This window comes from Sinomicrobium kalidii (assembly GCF_021183825.1).
Lineage (GTDB): Bacteria > Bacteroidota > Bacteroidia > Flavobacteriales > Flavobacteriaceae > Sinomicrobium > Sinomicrobium kalidii.
The window spans coordinates 2,772,082-2,796,374 of the sequence record NZ_CP089211.1; the positions used below are offsets into that span (position 1 = coordinate 2,772,082).

Consider the following 24,293-nt stretch of genomic DNA (forward strand, 5'->3'; position numbering starts at 1 on the left):
GGATTTATCGCATAAAAAAAGAGGGCATTATACCCTCTTCATGTTTTTGCAAAATCTGCAAGTCTTGCAGTTTCTGCAATTTCCATTATTTCACTATTATTTTTTCATAGTTTCCGTGGCTTACCTTCCGGACTATTTTTTTCCTTCTCCAATTTTTTAAAATCTCATCAAAGGTTCTTTCAGGAATACCAATGGTTTGGGCGGCTTCTAACCCCTGACTTCTTCTAAATTCACTTGGAAGTTTGCTTATCAGGCTTCTTTCCTGCATGCTCATGGAAATGGCATCCTTTTCAAATTTGTCAAACACATTCAGAGAATGGTCAACCAACACCTTTACTATTTCCAAAGCTACTTTAACCTCTTTATCATTGGCATATAGTATGATCTCATCTTCAATCAGCTTATCTTTTTTCTCTAGGATGGTTAAAACACAAATCAATCTAAATGCGATAACCCCCAACCTCCTGATTATTGGAATAAAATCGGTTTTCCCGGTTTTTAAAATCAGGTCATTGGTCAGGGACATTCTCCCTTGAAAAATATTCCACTGAGCATTGGCCATTCTTATTTCTACCTTTTTCAGCCCTTTAAGCCTCTGGTATAGTTCCTTAATTTCTCTACCTTTTGCATTCATCAATTCATCATGACTAACTCTGTTAGCCCGAGGACTTACATCTTTCCAGCCGCTTACTTCATCAAAATAGTAGAAGATAAACCGACTGAACAAACCATTTTCTTTTGATTCTACTAATGGCCTTACCTGTCCTGGTGTCCCGGATATTACGATAGAGATATTAGGTCTTTTTATTTCAAAATATCTGTCCTCTGTGGCTCTACTAATAGACACTGTTTCGTGATGGAACCCTTTTCTCAGCAAATCTGAAAAGTTGCCCCAGTCTTGTTTTAGCATATTTGACAAAGTATCTGCCTCGCTCTCAAAAATGATTAAATCATCTTCGGCCCTTTCCAAATGGGTATAGAATTTGGCAGAACTCGTATTACCCGGAACTAGTTTTATTTGAAGTTTGGGCTCTTCAAGTCCTTCATTATTTGAGGCATTCCTGTATTCCGCAATTTTTCTTTTACTCTCCCTGACAATATCTTCATGAATAGGCTCTACAAGTTTTTTGGCCCAATTCATAACTCCTTTTCCGGATGCAGGAGGTGCAATTATAAAAACATATAAATTCGGGTTGTATGTTCTATGGTCATACATCCCAAAAACATTAGGCAAACAGGCGCTTATTACGCCAATGGAGGATAGCAATATGATATCCTTTTCCCTGTCTTGAAATGCTTCTGTGATTTCTCTTAATGGTTCTGGCAAGTTTTGATATACCGTTTTTGGTATTAAATCCTTCTTACTTGCGGTTTTAGCAAGGCTTGGCGAACCCCCAAACCTCGCTTCCGCTTCTTTTTTTTCTTGGTTCATATTACAATACACTTTTTAAATTGTTAATCTCTTTTTCTCCCTGATCGTATTTAGGGTATTGTCTGATTTTGTACCTATTTGGAAATCTATCACAGTATTTTTCTCCATGCCAGTCCCTTACCTTATATTCATGGTAATGGTAGTAGCTTCCCAACTGCTTAAAGAATAAGGGAGTTCCATACCCCAGGAATTGGAACATTAAGGAATTAAACCAAGACAACTCAGTTTTTCTTACCCGTTCCTTACTTTCTGATTCTCCTCCCAAAACAGCCCAATCTATTATATCAAGCTCCTTTTGGCTTAATTGAATATCTCCTAAAAGGGGCTCAAAGGAAACCCATCTTATTTCACATGGAATTTCTCCTAAAGTATGTATCCTGTGAACTTCTTTTTGAGTTTCCACTGTGACGCCGAGCCATACATGACTATAATGTTCCTTACACCAGTCTTTTGGAAGACAATCTTTGATCCTTTCGGGTCTTTTGGTTAGGATCAAATACGAATGACGAGGAGTTTGCTTTATAATTTCCCAGGCATCATCCCTCCATTCGTCAGCTCCTTCATGAAAGAAGTCTGACATACTACAGGTGAAGATTTTGCATCCCTTTCTGATCTTCAATGGCTTCTCAAAGGTTAAATCCTGCCTTGTGACCAATTTTGGATCAATTCCTTTACTTTTGTAGATTCTAAACATATAACAATGTTTACAGGCTGCCGATACTTTGCTACAACCTCTCCATGGATTCCATGTCTTTTTTGTCCATGAAATTTTGGAATCTTTAAAATGTTTAAATTGCATAATTAATTTTTTTACTAGATGGAAACTATTCCCATCTTTCTGTGGACAAAATTCCTGAATAATGGAGAGGTAACTTGAAACAAGAAAAATCAAAAAACGAGTGTTCCTTGTTTCAAAAATGTTAGTAGTGGAAAAGTATAGGAGGGCGGGTGATGTAGTGATTGAGATTCTTTAGGTCTACTGATTTAATATTGTCCTCTAGATAATTATGTATGTAAAATTCAGTGTCCTTGCTATTACTAACTTTAACTTGGAAGAGGGTAAAGAACACTCCAATTAGTTTGAGAATGTCGGATTTAGTTAATTCAGTTTCTGTGCCAATATAATTGAACAAGGCCTGGATAAAATCCACTTTAACTTTTTCAGGATATTTATCTACCATAATTTGATTTGTCATTGCCAAGAGTTCCTGGCTACGCTCTTCAAAGTTTTCCTTTTTCAGATTGAAACTATGGCAAAGGGCATCATAAATATCATGTTTCACAAAGAAGTTCTTAATGGTTGTAGTCCCTTCAGTGAATGTTTTGAATGATACATCAGGTAAATGTTTGCGGTTTTCCGCAAAGAGGTAGTTTCTTAAAATACCTAACAATGTTTTAAAGTCTTTACTCTCGACATCAAAATCTTTAAGCAGATCATCTTTAGGGATGTCAAAATTATCTGAATAACTTTCCTGTAAGGCACATCCAAATATGAGTAATGGAGATTTTAAATGGGGTGTATTGAACCTCTCAAGTAATTCGTCGAGCTTCTCTTCAATATGAGTGGGTATCTGAAAAGTTTTATAGGTTTTGAGAAAGGTTTTGCATAATGGATAGATAATTGTTCCGGAATTAACTTCATGGGGAATAGTGTGCAAGTTTATAGAAGAATCATTTCCTTCTAAAGCAACATATTTGTTGTTTACAAAATTTCTCCAATGGTATAATCTATCCATTATGCATTATAATTACTGCAAGTAATGCAATTTATGCAAAACTTGCAATGTAATTATTTTCCTTTCCAGCAGGATATAGCTATTTTTTCATTTCAATCAAGTCGCTATAATCTTCAGGCAACTCTGCATCTATATCCCTTAGATATTTCAGTAAGGCGTCTAATGTGCTATGCCCGGTAATTAACATCAGCTTATCATAAGTTTCGGACTTACTGAAGGATTTTCTTAGTTGTCTATATAACTTGGAGATAAATGTATGCCGGAAGGAATATACAGTGTAATCTTCATTGAGGCCAAGAATTTTTTTAATCTTCCAATACCTTTGCGAGAAATAGTTTCTTTTTCCCTGTTCATCCCTTTCCCATTCGCCTATACCCGTTGGAGTGAAAAGGAAATAATCGGGGTTAGAAAGGTTTAACTTGGATAATTCCTGAATCATTATATCCGGGATGATCTTTGTCTTTACAACCTTGTTTTTAGCCCTAACACATAATATTTTTTCCTTAATGTTTATGTCTTTTACTTGTAATCTGCAAACCTCAATGGGACGGAGGAAGTTATAAGAAACAAACTTTATAAATAGGAGCATTAAAGGATCATTCTTTTCAAGGTATTCATATATGTCCGTTACCTTGTCAGAACTATATGATTTGTTCCTCTTGGGCGATGTTTTTAGTTCTTTGATATTTTTAATAAAGTTCCGGGATATGATCTCTTCATCTTCTAAAACAGTAAATAAAGCACTTAGAGCACGCATAGTATTATTTCTGTTAGTAGCACTTGATTTTTTAAGAATGCCATTTAAAAAGGTATTTACTGTTTTTCGGTTTATTTCCTTTATATCCCCCTGAAGCAGCCCTTTTTGTTTTAAATAGCTTTTGAAAACAGACAGTCTGTTCTCGTAGTCCTTATACGATGTATCTCCTAAAGTTTGCTTTTTTATGGATAAGGCAAACTCCAAAGCGGATTTGGCAGAATATCTTCCTGCACGTTCCTCATCTTCGTATGGTGAAAAACCATTCTTCAGTAATTCTTCAATATCACTTCGGAGTTCCCGCAGGTGCTTTAGCCGTTCAAGTTTAGTTTTGTAATCTTTGTTTACATTATGATAAACTGGCGGTTGCCGCTCCATTTCACCAGTGGAAGGATTCAGATATGAATAATACACATACCATCTTTTGGATAGGTCATAATCTTTACCACCATGATATATTCGTGGCTTAGTATATTTCTTGGGAAAGTATTCGGTCGAGTATTCGGTGCGTAGTTTATTCAGAATAGACCCCATAAAAAAATGCGCCTTAAAAGCGCATTTTTATTGACTTGAAGCAGTCAGTGTACCTCGGGGGGGAATCGAACCCCCACTCTCGAAAGAACCGGATTTTGAATCCGGCGCGTCTACCAATTCCGCCACCGAGGCAAAGGGACTGCAAAATTAAATAAATTATTTTATTTTAATTCATTGGGAATGCGTTTTTTTAAAAAAGACGGAAATTAACTTCAATAGAATGTTAGAAGCATATGAGAACCCGAAAATAAAGTCCTTTATTAATTTATTCTTTTTCCGGAAAAAAATGCTATTGATTAACACTTAATCTTGGTTAAGTGGGATATTATCGATTTTTTATTGAGAAAAATAAAACTTTTTTGTGGGTTTTTGTTATAAATTCGTATTATTGTGTTTAACAAAAAATTAACGAAAACTTTAACTTTATGAGAAAAGTATTTTTGAGCGTGGCCGCCTTGGCCCTGATCTTCACCTCGTGTGAAAATTCCGGAAATGAAGCAGAGGAACAAGGTTTGTCTTCTGAAAACCAGGAAATTGTAATTTCTAAAGACCAGTGTGGTACTATGGGGGTTCTCGGGGAAAAACTGGAACAAAACCCCGAATTGGCTTCCCGTATGAATGCTGTAGAACTACACACCAAAGAAGCAATTAAGAATAAATTAACAAGTAGACTCGCTTCAGACGGGACGATTGAAATCCCTGTGGTTTTTCATGTCATCTACAGGACAGAAAGTGAAAACATATCCGATTCGCAATTACAATCCCAAATAGATGCGCTTAACGAGGATTTTAACCTGAACAATCCCGCACGAAATACAATTCCTGACGAATTTGCATCGGTAGAGTCGAATGTAGGTGTTCGTTTTACCCTGGAACAGGTGATTAGGGTATATAGTAATAAACGGCAGTGGAGACCTGACGACTCCATGAAGTTTACATCAAGTGGAGGTAGTGATGTTGTCAATCCTCAGGAATTTTTAAATATCTGGGTGGTGAACAACATGCCTTACCGTGGCGGAAACATTCTTGGGTATGCCCAGTTTCCGGGAGGTGATTGGTCTACAGACGGGGTGGTTCTTGATCACAGGTTTACAGGAGATACGCAATACTCTACGGGAAGGACGGGAACTCATGAAGTAGGACACTGGTTAAATCTTCGTCACATATGGGGTGATGGCGGATGTGGTGCTACCGATTATGTTGATGACACTCCTGATGCCGATGGTCCGAGCAGAGGATGCCCGGTATATCCAACAGTGAGCTGTAACAGCAATAATATGACCATGAACTTTATGGATTATTCGGATGATGAATGCTTGAATATGTTTACCGAAGGACAAAAAGAAAGAATGATGGCTGTTTTTACCTCGGGAGGATTCCGGGAAACAATGGCTCAATAGAGAAACATTTTTTAATATAAGAAAGCCGTCCGGTACGCCAGACGGCTTTTGCTTTCCATCTGTTATAAAGACGGTACGATTTTTTTATTTATTACGTTCTTTGGCCAGCTCATTCCGGGGAATGCTATGTCCCGGCCTGCTCCATTTGGGCTTTTCTCCCAGAGGTTGATAATGGGAATCCGGGGCTTCCACAGTATTGGGCTGTTCCTTTTTAACAAAAGGTTTTTGCGGGTTGAGACCGAGCATTTTAAACATTTCCATATCCTCGTTGACATCCGGGTTGGGAGTGGTGAGCAGTTTGTCTCCGGCAAAAATGGAGTTGGCTCCTGCAAAGAAACACATGGCCTGTCCTTCCCTGCTCATACCGGTTCTTCCCGCAGAAAGGCGTACCTGGGTTTCGGGCATTACGATCCGGGTAGTGGCTACCATACGTACCATTTCCCAGATATCTACGGGCCTTTGGTCTTCCATCGGTGTTCCTTCTACCGGCACGAGGGCGTTGATCGGAACGGATTCGGGCTGTGGGCTTAATGTGGACAGGGCAACCAGCATACCTGCTCTGTCCTCTAATTTTTCACCCATTCCTATAATGCCTCCGCTGCAAACCGTAACGTTAGTTTTACGAACGTTTCCTATGGTTTCCAGACGGTCTTGGTATCCTCTTGTAGAGATCACTTCCTTATAGTATTCTTCCGAAGTATCCAGGTTGTGGTTGTAGGCATACAACCCGGCTTCCGCCAGTCGTTTGGCTTGGTTTTCCGTGATCATCCCCAGCGTACAGCAAACCTCCATATCAAGCTTGTTGATGGTGCGTACCATTTCGAGGACTTCGTCAAATTCGGGGCCGTCTTTTACATTTCGCCATGCGGCTCCCATACAAACCCTGGAGCTGCCTGCTGCCCTTGCCCTCAGGGCCTGTGCTTTTACCTGCTGCACGCTCATCAGGCCATTGCCTTCTATATCCGTGTGGTAACGTGCGGCCTGTGGGCAATAACCGCAGTCTTCCGGACATCCGCCTGTTTTTATCGACAGCAACGTAGAGACCTGGACGGTATTCGGATCGTGGTGTTTCCGGTGTACCGTGGCAGCTTCGTAGAGCAGTTCCATCAGTGGTTTGTTGTATATTTCCAGTATTTCTTCTTTGGTCCAGTTGTGTCTTGTTTCACTCATAGGTTCAAATTTGAAGTTGGGAATGCGTCCAGAGCCGTATCCGGGTTCAAAAATACTAAAAAAGGATTTGTCCGCCGGAAAACCGGAAGTGAAATCCGTAATCCCGGTCCGAAGAAAATTTCCTTGTTACGGTGCGGGGTTTGGGCTCAGGGTGTGGATCGCATTTATTTCTTTGATAATATCCTCGCTCAGGGTCACATTAATACTGTCTATGTTTTCCCTGAGTTGTTCCATGGTTGTTGCCCCTATGATATTGCTGGTTACAAAGGGTTGCTGATTTACAAAAGCCAGGGCCATTTGGGCAAGGGACAAGCCGTTTTTCTTCGCCAGGTCATGATATTTTGCAGTGGCTTCGATAGCTTGCGGTCCGCTGTAGCGTGCAAAATTGGGGTACAGGGTCATCCGGGCATTATCGGGTTTGCCGAACAGGTATTTTCCACTCAACACACCAAAAGCAAGGGGAGAGTACGGGAGTAAACCAATGTCCTCGCGCATGGATATCTCCGCAAGGCCAACTTCATAAAGGCGGTTCAATAAGGAATAGGGATTCTGTACGGTGATCATTTTCGGAAGACCTTTCTTTCTGCTTTCTTCCAGGAAGCGCATTACACCATAGGGGGTTTCGTTAGAGACTCCGATGTAGCGTATTTTTCCTTCCTTTTTCAGTTCGTTCAGGGTTTCGAGGATTTCGGCGAAATTGTCCTGCCATTGTTCATCGGTATCGTGTTCATACCCCCTTTTACCGAAAAAATTGGTGTTTCTTTCCGGCCAGTGGAGCTGGTACAGGTCGATGTAGTCTGTTTGCAGGCGTTTCAGGCTGTTGTCGAGGGCTTCGTATATGTCATCTTTACTGAAACCTGTTTGCCGGATGTGTTGGTTGGAATGACCGGGCCCGGTTATTTTTGAGGCTAAAATTATTTTGTCCCTGTTTCCTGTTTTCCTGAACCAGGAGCCGATGATCTTTTCGGTAGATCCGTAGGTCTCTTTTCTGGCGGGAACGGAATAGAGCTCGGCGGTGTCAAAGAAATTAATACCTCGTTCTACAGCATAGTCCATCTGTTCATGTCCTTCCGCTTCCGTGTTTTGTTCACCCCAGGTCATGGTGCCGAGGCATATTTTACTTACCTTGATATCTGTGTTGGGTAAAACGGTGTATTTCATAGCAATTTTGTCGTGTTAAATGGTGAGCCCGAAAGGTTTCGGATATTTTCCGGGAAGTATGATCTTTCGGACGGATTAAATTTCGTTCAATAATCTGGTGACCTCATCGAGTTTCGGGGTCAGTATCACCTCAATTCTTCGGTTTTTGGCCTTGCCCTGTGTGGTTTTATTAGTGGCTACCGGTGCATATTCGCTCCGGCCTGCTGCTGTGAGGTTTTGCGGGTTGATGTTCGGGTTTTCACGGAGTATGTGGACAATGGCCGTCGCTCTTTTGGTCGACAGGTCCCAGTTGTCCTGTATCTGGCCGTTTCCCCTGTAAGGAACGTTGTCCGTATGTCCCTCGATAAGCACGGAAATATCCGGGTTTTGTGCTAAAACCTTGCCCAGTTCGGCCACAGCTCTTCTTCCTTCACTTCCTACGGCCCAGCTTCCGCTTTCGAACAGCAGTTTGTTTTCCATGGATACATATACTTTCCCGTCCCGGTGCTCTACGGTAAGGCCGTTGCCTTCAAAATCGAGAAGTGCTTTGGAAATGGCGTCCTTGAGATTTTTCATGGCCTCTTCTTTAGACGCGATAAGGCTTTCCAGTTCGTCTACTCTTCTGGAACGGGCTTCCAGTTGTTTTTTAAGTTCTTCCAGACGTGCGCTTTCCCGGGCCAGTGCATTTTCTTTGGTTTCGAGTTCAGCAAGGAGTTCGCGGTTCTTTTTCGAATTTTCCGCAATGGCTGCACTACTGTTTTTCTCCAGGGCATTATAGGATTCCTGAAGGTTTTCCAGGTTTTTTTTGGCCGCGGTGTATTCCTGTCGTAACCGGTCTCTTTCCGAGACGGCATCATCATGGGCTTTTTGCAGGGCCGCAAGGTCATTTTCAAGTCCGTTGTTTGCGGTTTTCAGTTCCTGGTTTTCGTCGGCCAATGCATTTCTTTCCTCCTTCAGGGAGGCGTAACGTTCTTCCAGGTCGTTGTATACCTTGGATGAAACGCATGAGGCAACCAGAATAAATCCGGTTATGCCAAGGATAGCTTTTTTAAACATGATATATAGGGTTTTATACATCTAATTCCACCATAATAGGGCAATGGTCACTGTGTTTTGCCTCCGGTAATATAACGGCCCTTTTCAGGTTTTCTTGCAACGGTTGGCTCACCATATTGTAGTCAATACGCCAGCCCTTGTTGTTGACGCGGGCATTGGCCCGGTAACTCCACCATGAATACTGGTCCGGTTCCTGGTTGAAGTGCCGGAAACTATCAACAAATCCCCGGTTTATAAAATTATCGATCCATTCCCTTTCTACCGGGAGGAAACCGGATACATTGGCGTTTCTTACAGGATCATGAATGTCAATGGCCCGGTGACAGATATTGTAATCGCCGGAAATTACCAGGTTGGGCCTTTCCTGTTTTAGTTGGTCTACGTAGTCCTGGAAGTCGGCCATGTATTGCAGTTTGTGATCCAGTCTGGCTATGTTGGTTCCGGAAGGGAGATAGAGGCTCATCACGGAAACTCCGTTAAAATCGGCCCGGAGATTCCGGCCTTCGGCATCCATATAATCTATCCCTGTTCCGTATTCCACATGGTCCGGCTGTGTTTTGGAAAGTATGGCAACACCGCTGTATCCTTTTTTTTCCGCGCTGAACCAATAGTGGTAAGGATACCCGGCCTTTTCAAAGAGAGAAAGGTCCAGTTGCTCTTCCCGTGCCTTGGTTTCCTGGATACAAAGCACATCCGGAGCGGCACTTTGCAGCCAGTCCGTAAAACCTTTTTTGAGGGCGGCACGTATGCCGTTTACATTATAAGAAATGATCTTCATGGAATTGTTTTATGCTAAATTAAAGAATACAGGCGTTTTCTCCGTTAAAACGCTTTTAAAATTTTAAGGCTGCCCCAAATTCCATTTGAGACAGCCTTTTGAGATGTAAGACCATAATAAGACATAGGACTTTCCTTTTGTCTTATATCTGTATTTATATTGTTAATACCTGTAGTAATCCGGTTTATACGGGCCTTTTACCTCAACGCCTATGTACCTGGCCTGCTCTTCGTTCAGGGTTTCCAGTTCTACACCTATTTTCTGCAAGTGCAGCCTGGCCACTTTTTCATCCAGGTGTTTGGGCAGGGTATAAACTTTGTTCTCGTACTTGTCGGTGTTATTCCACAATTCTATCTGGGCAAGGGTCTGGTTGGTGAAAGAGTTGCTCATCACAAAACTCGGGTGCCCGGTGGCACATCCGAGGTTGACCAGGCGTCCTTCGGCCAGCAAAATAATATCATTGCCGTTTACGGTATACTTGTCTACCTGCGGTTTGATATTTACCCTGGAATCATGGTTCGCGTTGAGCCATGCTACGTCGATCTCGTTGTCAAAGTGACCGATATTGCAGACAATGGTCTTATCTTTCATCTTTTCGAAATGACGGCCCACAACGATGTCTTTGTTCCCGGTGGAGGTAATCACAATATCAGCATTGCCGACAACCGTGTCGAGTTTCTTTACTTCATAGCCGTCCATGGCTGCCTGGAGGGCACAGATCGGGTCGATCTCGGTGATGGTTACAATAGCCCCGGCCCCGCGGAATGAAGCTGCGGTTCCCTTACCTACGTCGCCATAGCCGCAAACCACCACGCGTTTTCCGGCAAGCATCACATCGGTAGCTCTTCTGATAGCATCTACTGCGCTTTCCCTGCAACCGTATTTGTTGTCAAATTTGGATTTTGTTACCGAATCGTTGACGTTAATGGCGGGTACGGGAAGGGTGCCGTTTTTCATCCTTTCGTACAACCGGTGAACTCCCGTTGTGGTTTCTTCCGAAAGGCCTTTGATACCGGAAACGAGATCGGGATAACGGTCAAGGACCATATTGGTGAGGTCTCCCCCGTCGTCCAGTATCATGTTCAGCGGTTTCCGGTCTTCCCCGAAAAACAGGGTTTGTTCTATACACCAGTCAAATTCTTCCTCGTTCATCCCCTTCCAGGCATAAACAGGGATTCCGGCAGCGGCAATGGCAGCAGCGGCGTGGTCCTGTGTGGAGAAAATGTTACAGGAACTCCAGGTCACCTCGGCCCCCAGTGCTATCAGGGTTTCTATAAGTACCGCGGTCTGTACGGTCATGTGCAGGCAACCGGCAATACGAGCTCCTTTGAGTGGTTGTTCCTTACCGTATTCTTCACGAAGAGACATCAGGCCGGGCATTTCTGCTTCTGCCAGTTCTATTTCCTTTCTTCCCCAATCGGCCAGTGAAATATCTTTCACTTTATGGGCTACGTAGGGGGCCGTTTTTGTATTCATAATCGTATATTTGTTTTTTGAGTAATTTTAGGCCTCCCCACATCAAAGCAGGGAGCAGGGCCCAAAGTTACGCAATAACTTTATCTATGTAAAATATCACAGCCATATAGTTCGGTTTTCCCGGCTTTTGGCTTTTAATGTTAAATGGTCCGGAAGGGCCCTGAGAACAGAAACCTGTATATGCCTCTGTATAAAACCATAGCGGTAAATGCTACGACCACGATATGGATCTGGAAAATTGAAGAAAGCTATGAAGACCTCCTCCTGGACATAAACCCTACGGAAAAGTGTATGCAACGGGTGTCTTCAATGAAATCCGATATTCACCGCAGGGGATTTCTCAGTGTCCGGCAATTACTGAAGTTTGCGGGTTATGAAGCCAAAGCCCTGTTTTATGACGAATACGGAAAGCCGCATCTCAAAGACGGAAAGCATATTTCCATTACCCATTCCTTCGAATTTTCGGCAATCATCATCAGCGATTATCCGGTAGGTATCGATATCGAAAAGCAACGCGAAAAGATCACGATCATTGCAGACAAGTTTGTGGATTACGAGTTCAATTATCTGAATCAAAGTGAACTTGTACGAAAACTTACGGTCATCTGGTGTGCCAAAGAAAGCCTGTACAAGGTGTTTGCTGTGCATGGCATGAGCTTTAAGGAACATACAAAGGTTATTCCTTTCGGGTTGACTGATGGAGAAACTGCGGCCTGGATACATTTTAAGGGAGAAGTACAAAAATACCGGATCCCTTTCCTGGAATTTGAAGGGTTTAGCTGTGCATATGCACTCAGGAATGAAGTAAAAAATTGAAATGAAAAATTAATAGGAAAGGGACAGATAAAAATAGCCTTTATGTCCAAACAATTAGAATATTATGAAAATATCGGTAGAACTTACGCTGACTCCTTTGCAGGACGAATTTGAACCGGCCATTATACATTTTATCAAAAAACTGAGGGCATCCGGGCTCACGGTACTGGAAAACCCGTTGAGCACCCAGGTTTATGGTGATTATGACAAGGTGATGCCCCTGCTCACTTCAGAAATAAAGGAAGCGTTTGAAATGGTGGAGCGCGGGCTGTTGTACATGAAGATCGTGAAATCTGACCGCAGCGACTATGAACCACATTTTTGATTGGGTCTTTGCCCAGTATGAAGATATCCCGGCGCATTTGATCGCACTGGAAATGATTGGTGTCGTTTTCGGTTTTCTGAGTGTGTTGTATTCCAAAAGGGAAAATATCCTCGTATATCCTACGGGGATCATCAGTACGGCAATTTTTGTGTATATTCTCCTCGTATACGGACTTTTGGGAGATATGCTTATCAATGCCTACTATTTTTCCATGAGCATTTACGGCTGGTATTTCTGGACACGGAAGGTAGATACCACGCATTTCATGCCTATTACCAGGACGACACGGAAAGAAAAATGGTGGTCGGCGTTGTTGTTTGTGCTGACCATTGGCTTTGTTTACGGGGTTTACGAGATATTTGAGAAATGGGATAGCTGGACGGCTTATGCAGATACTGTAACTACGGCCATATTCTTTGTGGGGATGTGGCTCATGGCCCGGAAAAAACTGGAGAACTGGATCTACTGGATCATCGGTGATCTTATTTCCGTACCCTTATATATGTATAAAGGGCTTGTCTTTACGTCTCTTCAGTATGCTGCTTTTACGGTAATAGCCATATTCGGATACATAGCATGGAAGAAAAACTTAAACAAAAGCCCGGAAACCTTGTTAAAATAGTACTGTTCGGCCCGGAATCTACGGGGAAGACCACACTTTCCAGACAGTTGGCTGCGCACTACAATACCACATGGGTTCCGGAATATATGCGGGAATACCTGCAGAAAAAATGGGATACGGAAAGAAAAACCTGTGAGCCGGAAGACATGCTGCCTATTGCAGAAGGACAGATCCAACGGGAAAACAGGAAGGCCGACAACGCAAAAGAATACCTGTTCTGTGATACCGATCTGATGGAGCTCAAGGTCTACTCGGAAGTGTACTATGGCAAATGTGACCCGGAGATAGAAAAATTTGCCCTGCAGAACAGGTACGATTTATACTTTTTAACTTATATTGACGTTCCCTGGGAAGGGGACGATCTCAGGGACAAACCGGGAGAAAGGGAAGAAATGTTCCGGTACTTTAAAAATACCCTGGATGTACATGACCGCCCTTATGTAATACTGAAAGGGAGTAAGGAAAAGCGTTTGCAACAGGCTTTGAAGTGTATAGAAAAACTTGTTCGGGATAAATAAATTATTGTAAAATAAAACACCCATGTTTACAGAAAAAGACCGGCAACAACTTGAGGGGAAAGGCATCACCGTAGCGGAAGTGATGAAACAGATCGAACTTTTTAAGGAAGGTGTTCCTTATGTCAATCTGCTGGACTCCGCGACCTTAAACGACGGTATTCTTTCCGTTTCTGAAACACAAAAACAACATTACATATCACTGTATGACAAGCAGAAGGATGCCCTGAATGTCATGAAATTTGTCCCGGCCTCCGGGGCAGCCACGCGGATGTTCCGGGCGTTGTTCCGTTTCCTGGAAGGTTTTAATCCGGAAAGCGATACTTTCAATACCTATGTCAACCGGGAAAACGCACAGGGTATGCAAACCTTTTTCATAGGCGTGGAGAAATTGCCTTTTTACGATGAGGTCATACAGCGTTTGACCGCCAAAGATCCGCATTATGAGCAATTACCCGATGACAGGCAGAAATACCTGTTTGTCCGGGAAATGCTGGCGGAAGACGGGCTCAATTACGGGGCTTTTCCGAAAGGACTCTTGCCGTTCCATAAATACAAGACCCATAGCGCTACCGCTTTTGAGGAACACCTGTATGAAGCGGCCCTGTATGACGTTTCCAACGGGGTGGCCCACCTGCATTTTACCATTTCCGAGAAACATTCCCGTAAATTCGATGCCGAATTCAACAGGATAGAAAGCTATGTGGAGGAGAAATCCGGCGCTTCTTTTACCATTTCTTTTTCCTACCAGAAAAAATCGACCGACACCATTGCCGTTACCCCGGAGGATCAGCCGTTCCGCGACAATGACGGTTCCCTGTTGTTCCGGCCCGCCGGACACGGTGCACTCATCGAAAACCTCAACGAACAGGAGGCCGATATTATTTTCATCAAGAATATCGATAATGTTGTGGTCTACCGGTATAAACACGAAATGGCCGACTATAAAAAAATGCTGGCCGGTATCCTGCTTGAGTATCGCGATAAGGTATTTGCATATGCAAGGATGCTGGACGGGGAAGAAGTGACCGAAGCGCAGATCGCCGAAATCAAGAGCTTCCTTCACGACAAGCTGAACACCCTTACTGCGCCCGACTTTCACAAGTATACCCGGCATTACCAGGTAGAACACCTGAAGGAAAAACTAAACCGGCCCATACGGGTTTGCGGGATGGTAAAGAACGAGGGGGATCCCGGGGGAGGACCGTTCTGGATAAAGGATGAAGACGGTAACATTTCCCTTCAGATCATAGAAACGGCACAGATTGACAGGGGCAATAAAAAACAGGTGAAAATCCTGAACGGGGCCACGCATTTCAATCCGGTGGATATTGTGTGTGGCATCAAAAATTACAAGGGTGAAAAGTACAACCTCCCGGATTTTGTAGACCCGAAACAGGCTTTCATTACCGGGAAAACCCGGGAAGGAAAAGAATTGAAGGCGCTGGAGCGTCCCGGGTTGTGGAACGGGGGCATGGCTTTCTGGAATACGGTCTTTGTCGAGGTGCCGCTGATTACATTTAATCCCGTAAAAACAGTAAATGACCTGTTAAAACCGGCGCACCAGGTGAAAGAAGAAGGTTAAAGAACAAATAGTCTCCCTTAAAAATTGTGAAGACTCCGGTTGTGTTGTGTAAATCACTCATTTCCAATGTTGTCCGGAGCAATAAACTGTGTAACGATTACACACTTTTGTGTGGTGTTTTCCACAGTTTTTCATAGTTAAAAACACCTGGTATTTTATTCGTTTTTTATAAGTGACTGATATACAGTTATTTGTTAATTTTTTATAAGATTGACAGCAGAAAGGCATCATTATTTCATAATACTGAATACAGGATTTGAAAAAACAAGTTAAATATTAAAATTTAGTATTATGAAAAAGTTAGTTTTTGCATCAGTATTGGCTTTAGGAAGTCTTACAACAATTGCCGCTACAACACCGGTGGTTTACGATGGTATCATGGACGTGGTGCTTCAGGAAGAATTTACCGAAATAGCTGCCGATGAATTGCCCCAGGCTGTAAAGGATGCCCTGGCCGCAGATTTTCCGAATGCAACCCTGGATAAAGTATCCGTAAATGAAAACAAGGAATACAAGCTGGAAGTTACCATAGATGGTACTGCTTCCGTATTGTATGCCAATGAAGAAGGTGAGTGGATCCAGAAATAAGGAGTCCCTTCTGAATTACACATACTTGATTTAGCTTCGTGAAAGGTCACCTAAAGGTGGCCTTTCCCATTTTGCTGCATACGGGGAATCCGTAATTTAAAGAAGCGGTAATAGAAAAGGAATTTTTTCATACTTGTGATAAGCATGTTTTAATGCTGCAGGTTTAAGGAGGGAAAGCACAGGAAATTGCAGGAGTGTATAAATTTTACACATAAGTGGTGGCTTTATACACTGCATTTACACAATGTAAAATGGCCGGTATGTGAGCTCATGATTTAATATGTTGTTATACAGTGTTTTGGAGATTGCTTATAAAAAGGAATAAAATGGCACTATAATTTCAATATTATTAGTACAAATGAAAAAATAAACGGTATAGTCACTGCCGGAAAAAACAGCAGGCACGTTGTGCTAAAGATAACGGTGAGTGGATACAGAAGTGATTTTGTGTCCAAGATTAGGTTGGTTAGTAAGAGAGACCGCTCAGGCGGTCTCTTTTTTGTTGTTTTTAACAGTAGAATAGTTTTAAGTGTTTACTTTTGTAAAATGTCGGGTAAATTACCTGTAATAATGTGATCTGGAGATTTACCGGCTTTATTCATAGCTATATAAAACGTATCTTTAGCTCGGCAAAGCTTGTATAAAATCATTTAATACGAATCAGTTAATGCCCAATATCCTTATCATAGAAGATGATGTGGCCTTTTGTAAAGTGTTGGAAAAGTTTCTGGCCAAGAACGGACATGAGGTTTCCACCAGCTTTTCCGCCGCAGAGGCAAAACGTAAAATAGCAGACAATGTATTTGACCTGATCATTACAGATCTGCGTCTGCCCAATTATGACGGACTTGATCTGTTGAGCGAAATAAAACGGGACTTTCCCGATACCCCGGTAGTCCTGATGACCGGTTATGCCGAAATAAATACCGCCGTAAAGGCCATGAAAAAAGGGGCCTTCGATTATATTTCCAAACCTTTTAACCCGGATGAGGTGCTTATAATCATAAGTAAGGCGCTTAAAGAGGTAAAGGAAAGTCCCGTTGAAAAACAGTCTCTGGTAAAAGCGATAAAAAGCCCCACTCCGGTTGATACACAGGAGCGGTTTGTTGCGGGGGCCAGTGCCGCTTCCAGAAAACTGAACCAGTACATAGACCTGGTGGGGCCCACAGATATGTCGGTGTTGATTATCGGTGAAAGCGGGACCGGAAAAGAAGTTGTGGCCAAAGCCATTCACAACAAGAGTGTACGAAAGGACTGTGATTTTATCGCCGTGGATTGCGGCGCCATCCCCAAAGAGATTGCAGCCAGTGAGTTTTTTGGTCACGTGAAAGGCTCGTTTACAGGAGCCGTAAATGATAAAATCGGGCATTTTGAGGCGGCCAATGGAGGAACGATTTTCCTGGACGAAGTGGGGAACCTCACTTACGAAAACCAGATACAACTGTTAAGGGCGCTCCAGGAAAGACGTATAAAACGTATAGGCAGCAGTAAGGAAATAAAAGTGGATATACGGCTTATAACAGCCACAAACGAAGACCTTCAGGCAGCAGTGCGAAAGGGAGATTTTCGTGAAGACCTTTACCACAGGCTCAACGAATTTTCCATAAATGTGCCCAGCCTTTCCGAAAGAAAAGACGACCTTATGCTTTTTGCCGATCACTTTCTGGACCTGGCCAACCGCCAGTTGGGGAAAAATGTCCTGGGATTTTCACCGGAAGTGACAGCGGCATTTGAAAACTACAGCTGGCCGGGAAATATACGGGAATTGCAAAATGTGATAAAACGGGCTACCCTGCTCACCACTTCGGAACATATTGAAAAAGATGCACTGCCCCGGGAAATATTCGAACCGGAAAACCAGAGGATGGATTATGGGTTCTTTAAAAATGAGAATGAAAAGGAAATGATACTCAGTGCACTCCGGGAAACCAATAACAATAAGAGCAAGGCAGCCGAACTTCTGAAGATGAACCGCAAGACCCTCTACAATAAGCTAAAGCTGTATAAAATAAACCTCTGATTTTTTCTTCTGGTTTAAGTTACATTCCTGTTTCTTCTTCCAGGGCTTCTAATACCTGAGGGACTTTTTCGCGAAGCTTTTCCGCATACACCTGTATGTCTTCTGACGTACCCGGATCATAAACTTCAAGCTGTTCGAGCAACTGTGCTACCTCCCGGGAATTTATTTGTTTGAACATGGAAAGCATTTTATGGGCAATATGTTTTATACCTTCCGGGTTCTTGTTATCAAAATGCAGATTCAGAGCTTCCATGTTCTTGCCGGTGCTTTCTACAAAAGTGTGGAGGATATCTTTAAGTGCATCTTCGTCATTTTGAAGGAGTTCCCTTAGAGTGCCAAGGTCGTAAAGTTTGTTATCTTGGCTTGTAGCAGGAACAGCTTCCGTCATTTTTACATTTTCGTGTGTCGGGCCGGTGCCGTTTAGAAGTGTTTGTAAGATCAATTCTACCAGGGCTCCGGGGGCAAAAGGCTTCTGTATTACGGCCGCAAAACCCGCGCCGGTATATGCTTCCGTATTCAGGTCGGCCCTTCCGGTAATGGCAATTACAGGTTTTTTGTCCTTGTCAAAATCTTTTTGCCGATACAGTGCTTCCAGGAACCGGAAACCGTCCATTTCCGGCATCTGGATATCCGTGAGGATAATGTCAAAATCGTTTTTACGGAGGTGTTTCAGGGCTTCCGAAGCTTTGGCAAAAGAGTTTACCCGGAAAGATCGCTGTTTCAGTACTTCCGAAGTAAGACTCAATACAGATTCGTCATCGTCAATCAGCACCGCTTTTATTACCTTTTTGGAGTTTTCCGGAGTAACCTCTGTTTTTCGCGTAATTTCTTTGCTGGTCTTTTCCTCGGGTATTTGCAGTGGGATTTTGAGGGTGAAGGTACTTCCCCTGCCCTCCGTACTCTTTAATTGGAGCGTACCGTTAAGCAGGCTGGCCAGTTTTTTGGATATGGTAAGCCCGAGCCCCGTACCGCCGTATTTTTTCTCAATGGCGCTCTCTGCCTGGGTAAATTCGTTGAATATGATCTCCTGTTTGTCCTTATGTATTCCTATGCCCGTATCGTTCACATCAATTCGCACCCGGTAGGTCCCGCCGTATTTTTCCAATACCCCCGCTTCTATTTTTATATGGCCTTTTTCCGTAAACTTATAGGCATTACCGATGAGGTTGGTGAGTATCTGTTTGATCCGGAAAGGATCGCCCACGAGATTTTGTTTTAACCTTTCGTCAATATTGATAATCAGCTCAATGGGTTTGGCGTGATACAATGCTTTTGTACTTTCTGCCGTATCCGTAATAATGTTTTCCAGCGAAAACAGGGTGTTTTCTATTTTTATCTTTCCGGCTTCCAGTTTGTTGTAGTCCAGCAGGTCATCTACAAGGCTGCTCACGTATTCCGAGGCGTTCTTTACCCGTGACACGTATTGTCCCTGTTTGGGATTGATTTCGGTATTGTGAAGCAGGTCTGTGTACCCTATGATCGTGCTCAGGGGTGTTCTCAGGTCATGTCCCACGGTATAGATGAGCTGTTCCCTGTTCTTCAGGAGTTGTTCCGTGGTATTTTTGGCCTTTTCCAGCTGTTTCCGGTACGACTGGCTTTTCCAGAAATCGTTCAGTATCAGGTAGGAAAAGAAAACGGCGAGCAACAATCCGATTACGGCTGCGATGGTGATCACGCGGATAGTGTTTTTCAGGGCCAGGTCCCTTTGCCGGTTTAGGATGTTGGTGGTGTTGATAATTTCACTTTCAAATGAGGACAGGATTTCCCGCAGCTGCTGGGAAATGGTAATATCGTTCTGTAACAGCTCGTCTTCCTTGGCGGTCAGCGATCGTTTTATTTTCAGGGATTTTAGTTTAAGGTCTTTGAGAAGTTCTTTGGAGGCGGTAAGGACAGAATCGGCAATTTTTTCCCTGTTGGCGGGGTCCGTATGGTTTCTCAGCGTGCTGTTCATAAGGTCAACCCACTCCTGAGCCCTTTCCCTTTCTTCTTCTCCGAACTGTTCGGGGTTGGTAAAGTTATCTTGCAGCGTTAACTCCCCTACGGATGATTCCATCTGCGTAATATCCTCTATCGCTTTTTCGAGGGAAACATCGGTTTCGTCCCTGCGCTTCAAGGCGCGTAACTCTTTAATGTTGTTTACCTTTTTGTCCAGCAATATCTTTACACTGTCCAGCAGGTCCAGCAATCCCACCTGATCTTCCCGGTCGATTAACGGTTTTAAAGCATCGATCTTGGAATATAACTGGGAGGTCCCGTCCATAAAAGTATTAAAATCCTCCGTAGAAGAAGATTGCAGGGTAATCCGGGCCAGACTTTCCGTCTCGTACAGGTGGGCGATGAGCGAACTGGTGGCAAGCAGTTTTTGGCTCTCGGCAGCATTGGTATTCTGGTTTTTGGTAAAGATCCGGAGTTCGGCATATACAAACCAGCCAACGGCAATCATCAGAAGAGCCAGTGCTATATAACTCAGCAAAACTTTATAAGTGATCGTACTCTTTTTCGTGCTCATGAGGCAAAAATATACATACCCGGTAAAAACACCCGCAAATTTCATTGACAAGATACAAAGTTCCTGCCAAACCGGTTGCTTCCCCCTTTTTATTTTATCGTACTTACGATCGGGGAAAAGAAGTGATGAAAAAATCACCGAACAATGCGGTAAATACATTTATACCTCTTAATTTTGCAGTATTCAAGATATCTCAAAGGGGTGCTTAAACTTCGGTAAACGGAAAAGCCTGCTATCGGAGTTAAGCTGAGATCATACCCGTGGAACCTGGAACAGGTAATGCTGTTTAGGGATGGCCGAGCGTCAGGATTACAGTCCCGGACTTTCGGGAAACGGATGGCGCAGGAGATGAATTAATCTCACAGGCAGGGAACAATCACTTTTAACCAAGGATAATTACCCCTTTTATTCGTAAAAAATTGTTACGAATGAATTTGTTGTACAGATTTTTTAATGATAGTCCCCTTTTTTGTAAAAGGAGCGTGTTTATTCTGGTTGCGCTGTTATGGTTATGCAATACCGCCCGGGCACAGGAAGGAACCGAAGAAGAAAAAGACAGTACGGTATCTGAGTTGGTATCCCTGGATGAAGTATTGGTTTCTGCCGTGAGGGTTACGGCACAAAGCCCCGTAACGTTCAGTAACCTTGACAAAAAAGATATAGCCCCCAGAAATCTGGGGCAGGATATCCCCGTGCTTATGAATTACCTGCCTTCAGTAGTGACCACCAGCGATGCCGGTGCAGGTGTGGGATATACGGGAATACGCGTAAGGGGCAGCGATGCCACGCGGGTAAATGTTACCATTAACGGAATTCCGTATAACGACTCGGAATCGCACGGAACTTTCTGGGTGAACATGCCCGATTTTGCCTCCTCGGTAGAAAACCTGCAGTTGCAACGCGGCGTGGGGACATCCACCAACGGTGCCGGAGCCTTCGGTGCCAGCCTTAACCTGCTCACCGATGCCGTTTCTGAAGAAGCCAGTGGTGAAATATCTAGTTCCTACGGTAGTTTTAACACCCGGAAGCATACGGTGAAGTTCAGTACGGGAAAACTCAACGACCACTTCGAAATGGCAGGGCGTTTGTCCGTCATTCGTTCAGACGGTTATATTGACAGGGCCTCTTCCGATCTTAAATCCTATTTTCTGCAGGGCGCCTATGTGAGCGACAAAACCCTGATCAAAGCCCTGGTTTTCGGCGGGCATGAAATTACCTATCAGGCCTGGAACGGGGTAGATGCCGAAACCCTGGAAGATAACAGGACGTTCAACTCAGCCGGGATGTATGAAGATGAGAACGGGAATACCCGGTTTTATGACAACGAAATAGACAACTATAAACAGGATCATGCCCAGTTGCACTGGAACCAGAAAATATCAGACTACTGGAGTACCAACCTTGCTTTTCATTACACTTACGGAAGAGGGTACTTTGAGCAATACCGGCCGGATGCTTCTTTTTCCGAATACGGACTGAATCCTATACCTCAGGGGAATGATACCATAAACAGCACCGACCTTATCCGCAGAAAGTGGCTGGACAATGATTTTTACGGAACCACTTTTTCCGCACACTACGAAAAAGACCGGATGGATTTTATTGTGGGCGGTGCATGGAATAAATACGAAGGCGATCATTTCGGGGAGATCATCTGGGCGCGATATGCTTCCCAAAGCGGGATACGGGACAGGTATTACGACGATTTTTCCGTAAAGACCGATTTTAATGTTTTTGCAAAGGTGAACTATCAGTTAAGTGAGCACTGGAACCTTTTCGGTGACCTGCAATACAGAACTATCCGTTATAAAGCCAATGGCGTGCAGGAAGATTTTGTAGATGACCGGTTTAATTTTTTTAATCCCAAGATGGGAGTCACGTATATCCTCAATCCGAAACACAACTTTTATTTCTCATATGCCAGGGCCGGCCGGGAACCCAACAGGAATGATTATGAAGAAGGGAACCCCAGGCCCGAATATCTGAATGATTTTGAATTGGGCTGGCGTTACCTTTCCGGAAGCAGGGTAAAATTGAATGTCAATGCCTACTACATGCGTTACAAAGACCAGCTGGTGCTGACCGGGGAGCTCAACGATGTTGGGGCGCCCATACGGGAAAACAGCGGGGATAGCTATCGTATTGGGCTGGAAGCCGATGCCACGGTCTATTTGTCGGATAGATGGATAATACGGCCCAATATAGCATTGAGTGATAACAGGAATGTGGACTTTGTATTCCGCCGCGACGGGGAATTGCAACACCTGGGAAACACCAACATTGCTTTTTCACCAAAAGTGGTGGGAGGTAATATGTTAACATTTCTGCCCGTTGATAATTTGCAGCTTTCACTGTTGTCCAAATATGTGGGAAAGCAGTACATGGGAAACATTGACGCGGAAAGCTCTGAACTGGACGACTATTTTATAAACGACTTTAATGTACAATACGAAATAAAGACCAATACCCTATTTAAATCCATAGTGCTGAACGGATTGGTTAACAATATTTTCGATGTCAAGTACGAATCCAACGGCTATTTTTATACCTACGATGATGATACCGTCAACCCCGGGAGTGTAACCACCGTTGAAGGGGCGGGGTATTATCCGCAGGCCGGGATCAATTTCCTGGTGGGGGCTACGCTGAGGTTTTAATTGTTATACACCCTTACCGTGCTCCCGCTTACCTGGGTTTGATAAAATAGGAGGTCATAAGTTCTGTCTTCGGTATCGGGCCTGTTCAGCATTTGTCCGTTAAAGAGGTTGTATTCGTAGTCTTCGCAGGAGCATTTACAGTTGGTGCCCCCCTTAATGGTCATGGTAGAACAGTCGTTGGGCGCATGGTTGGGGCAGCTGGCCTCCCAGGCATAGAAACCGCCTCCGGTGTTAATAACAATGATCCCTTTTATGCCAACCCCTTCGGTGCCTACATATACGGCATTTCCGGGGGTGTTCAGGCTGTTGTACAACGGCAGGTTAAGATTGAGTTCATAACTGAACTGGGTTTCCAGCAGGTAGGGGTTTCGCTCCCTGGTGTCACTGTCACAGGAGCAGAAGATAAATACGGTAAGGGCAATAATGGCTATTGTTTTTCTCACGGGAACAGGTTTTAATCAGGTCATTTTTTACGGCGTAACAGAGCTTTCGGGGAGCTTGTTTCGCAAGGTGTAAAGGTAAGGGGTTTACGGATATAAAACGTTTTTGTATTCGTACTATTGTTATCTCTCCGGGCAAAATTGTCCAAAATTTTGTATATTTGCTTGAATCCTCTCGCGAAGGGGATTTTTTGTATTTAAATAATGAAGTTATGAGTAACGTATCTTATTACACAGCGGAAGGATTGAAAAAACTGAGGGAAGAGCTGGATCACCTGAAAAGTGTAGAGAGGCCCAGGGCATCCCAGGCCATTGCAGATGCGAGGGACAAGGGAGACCTGTCGGAGAATGCGGAATACGATGCTGCAAAAGAGGCCCAGGGACTGCTGGAAATGAAAATTTCGAAAATGGAAGAACTCGTGGCCAATGCCAGGCTTATAGATGAATCTCAACTGGACACTTCCAAGGTGCTGGTGCTATCTACGGTAAAAATAAAAAACCAGAACAACGGTATGGAAATGAAATATACCCTGGTGGCCGAAAGCGAAGCCGATCTCAAGGCAGGGAAGATCTCCGTGAGCTCTCCCATAGGAAAGGGCCTCCTGGGTAAAGAAGTTGGTGACACCGCCGAAATCAAGGTGCCCAATGGTGTGCTGAAATTTGAAGTTCTGGAGATTACCAGGGAATAGATTTTTCCGGAATGAAAAACAAGTCCTTTTTTGAATGCATTCAGAAAAGGA

21 protein-coding genes and 1 tRNA gene are annotated in these 24,293 nt (G+C 43.5%); 10 read left to right on the forward strand and 12 right to left on the reverse strand.

Annotated features, from left to right (window positions below):
• Positions 1-85: 85 nt before the first annotated feature.
• The 5 genes from LS482_RS11080 to LS482_RS11100 form a co-directional block, all read right to left on the reverse strand.
• A complete protein-coding gene (locus LS482_RS11080) occupies positions 86-1,432 on the reverse strand; it encodes a DUF3987 domain-containing protein (RefSeq protein WP_233027599.1) in 1,347 nt (448 codons plus the stop codon).
• A gap of 1 nt (position 1,433) precedes the next feature.
• On the reverse strand, positions 1,434-2,231 hold the full coding sequence (locus tag LS482_RS11085; protein ID WP_233027600.1) for a DUF5131 family protein: 798 nt from the start codon (positions 2,229-2,231) through the stop codon (positions 1,434-1,436).
• Positions 2,232-2,352: 121 nt separating this feature from the next.
• Positions 2,353-3,168: a hypothetical protein gene (locus LS482_RS11090; protein ID WP_233027601.1), complete on the reverse strand. Its 816-nt coding sequence runs from the start codon at positions 3,166-3,168 to the stop codon at positions 2,353-2,355.
• 79 nt (positions 3,169-3,247) lie between these two features.
• The gene (locus tag LS482_RS11095; protein WP_233027602.1) at positions 3,248-4,336 is read right to left on the reverse strand and encodes a tyrosine-type recombinase/integrase; all 1,089 of its coding nucleotides are present in this window, start codon (positions 4,334-4,336) and stop codon (positions 3,248-3,250) included.
• A 170-nt stretch (positions 4,337-4,506) separates the two neighbouring features.
• A tRNA-Leu gene (locus tag LS482_RS11100) sits at positions 4,507-4,588 on the reverse strand.
• Between the two features lie 293 nt (positions 4,589-4,881).
• Between LS482_RS11100 and LS482_RS11105 the strand changes: the two genes are divergently transcribed.
• Entirely contained in the window at positions 4,882-5,856 is a 975-nt protein-coding gene (locus LS482_RS11105; RefSeq protein ID WP_233027603.1) for a zinc metalloprotease, read from the forward strand.
• 84 nt (positions 5,857-5,940) lie between these two features.
• Here the strand turns inward: LS482_RS11105 and bioB are convergent, their stop codons facing one another.
• The 5 genes from bioB to ahcY form a co-directional block, all read right to left on the reverse strand.
• Positions 5,941-7,026, reverse strand: a complete 1,086-nt coding sequence (gene bioB, locus LS482_RS11110) for a biotin synthase BioB (protein WP_233027604.1) — start codon at positions 7,024-7,026, stop codon at positions 5,941-5,943.
• A 126-nt stretch (positions 7,027-7,152) separates the two neighbouring features.
• Positions 7,153-8,187 (reverse strand): NADP(H)-dependent aldo-keto reductase, encoded by a 1,035-nt coding sequence (locus tag LS482_RS11115; protein ID WP_233027605.1) that lies wholly within the window; start codon positions 8,185-8,187, stop codon positions 7,153-7,155.
• A gap of 75 nt (positions 8,188-8,262) precedes the next feature.
• Complete coding sequence (locus LS482_RS11120; protein WP_233027606.1) at positions 8,263-9,222, reverse strand: OmpA family protein; 960 nt, start codon at positions 9,220-9,222, stop codon at positions 8,263-8,265.
• A gap of 13 nt (positions 9,223-9,235) precedes the next feature.
• Positions 9,236-10,000 carry an exodeoxyribonuclease III gene (locus LS482_RS11125; RefSeq protein WP_233027607.1) on the reverse strand — a complete coding sequence of 255 codons (765 nt, stop codon included), beginning with the start codon at positions 9,998-10,000 and terminating at the stop codon, positions 9,236-9,238.
• A 162-nt stretch (positions 10,001-10,162) separates the two neighbouring features.
• The gene (gene ahcY / locus LS482_RS11130) at positions 10,163-11,476 is read right to left on the reverse strand and encodes an adenosylhomocysteinase (protein ID WP_233027608.1); all 1,314 of its coding nucleotides are present in this window, start codon (positions 11,474-11,476) and stop codon (positions 10,163-10,165) included.
• Between the two features lie 180 nt (positions 11,477-11,656).
• Here ahcY and LS482_RS11135 point away from each other — a divergent pair, with 180 nt between their 5' ends.
• The 7 genes from LS482_RS11135 (at position 11,657) to LS482_RS11165 (ending at position 17,947) form a co-directional block, all read left to right on the forward strand.
• Positions 11,657-12,292 (forward strand): 4'-phosphopantetheinyl transferase family protein, encoded by a 636-nt coding sequence (locus LS482_RS11135; protein WP_233027609.1) that lies wholly within the window; start codon positions 11,657-11,659, stop codon positions 12,290-12,292.
• Between the two features lie 64 nt (positions 12,293-12,356).
• On the forward strand, positions 12,357-12,617 hold the full coding sequence (locus LS482_RS11140) for a thiamine-binding protein (RefSeq protein WP_233027610.1): 261 nt from the start codon (positions 12,357-12,359) through the stop codon (positions 12,615-12,617).
• Positions 12,601-13,239: a nicotinamide riboside transporter PnuC gene (gene pnuC, locus LS482_RS11145; RefSeq protein WP_233027611.1), complete on the forward strand. Its 639-nt coding sequence runs from the start codon at positions 12,601-12,603 to the stop codon at positions 13,237-13,239. The genes LS482_RS11140 and pnuC overlap by 17 nt, the downstream gene beginning before the upstream one ends.
• Complete coding sequence (locus LS482_RS11150; RefSeq protein WP_233027612.1) at positions 13,194-13,757, forward strand: AAA family ATPase; 564 nt, start codon at positions 13,194-13,196, stop codon at positions 13,755-13,757. Before pnuC ends, LS482_RS11150 begins: the two co-directional genes overlap by 46 nt.
• 22 nt (positions 13,758-13,779) lie before the next feature.
• Positions 13,780-15,339 (forward strand): DUF4301 family protein, encoded by a 1,560-nt coding sequence (locus LS482_RS11155; protein ID WP_233027613.1) that lies wholly within the window; start codon positions 13,780-13,782, stop codon positions 15,337-15,339.
• Between the two features lie 291 nt (positions 15,340-15,630).
• On the forward strand, positions 15,631-15,927 hold the full coding sequence (locus tag LS482_RS11160; RefSeq protein ID WP_233027614.1) for a hypothetical protein: 297 nt from the start codon (positions 15,631-15,633) through the stop codon (positions 15,925-15,927).
• 667 nt (positions 15,928-16,594) lie between these two features.
• Positions 16,595-17,947 carry a sigma-54-dependent transcriptional regulator gene (locus LS482_RS11165; protein WP_233027615.1) on the forward strand — a complete coding sequence of 451 codons (1,353 nt, stop codon included), beginning with the start codon at positions 16,595-16,597 and terminating at the stop codon, positions 17,945-17,947.
• A 19-nt stretch (positions 17,948-17,966) separates the two neighbouring features.
• On the opposite strand, the gene LS482_RS11170 is transcribed toward LS482_RS11165, so the two are convergent.
• Positions 17,967-20,456, reverse strand: coding sequence for an ATP-binding response regulator (locus LS482_RS11170; RefSeq protein WP_233027616.1), 2,490 nt, complete (start codon positions 20,454-20,456; stop codon positions 17,967-17,969).
• Positions 20,457-20,884: 428 nt separating this feature from the next.
• Here LS482_RS11170 and LS482_RS11175 point away from each other — a divergent pair, with 428 nt between their 5' ends.
• Positions 20,885-23,113 carry a TonB-dependent receptor gene (locus tag LS482_RS11175; RefSeq protein ID WP_233027617.1) on the forward strand — a complete coding sequence of 743 codons (2,229 nt, stop codon included), beginning with the start codon at positions 20,885-20,887 and terminating at the stop codon, positions 23,111-23,113.
• Here the strand turns inward: LS482_RS11175 and LS482_RS11180 are convergent.
• Positions 23,110-23,556 carry a Rieske (2Fe-2S) protein gene (locus tag LS482_RS11180; RefSeq protein WP_233027618.1) on the reverse strand — a complete coding sequence of 149 codons (447 nt, stop codon included), beginning with the start codon at positions 23,554-23,556 and terminating at the stop codon, positions 23,110-23,112. The genes LS482_RS11175 and LS482_RS11180 overlap by 4 nt on opposite strands.
• A gap of 209 nt (positions 23,557-23,765) precedes the next feature.
• On the opposite strand from LS482_RS11180, the gene greA reads away from it, so the two are divergent.
• On the forward strand, positions 23,766-24,242 hold the full coding sequence (gene greA, locus LS482_RS11185) for a transcription elongation factor GreA (protein ID WP_233027619.1): 477 nt from the start codon (positions 23,766-23,768) through the stop codon (positions 24,240-24,242).
• Positions 24,243-24,293 lie beyond the last annotated feature (51 nt).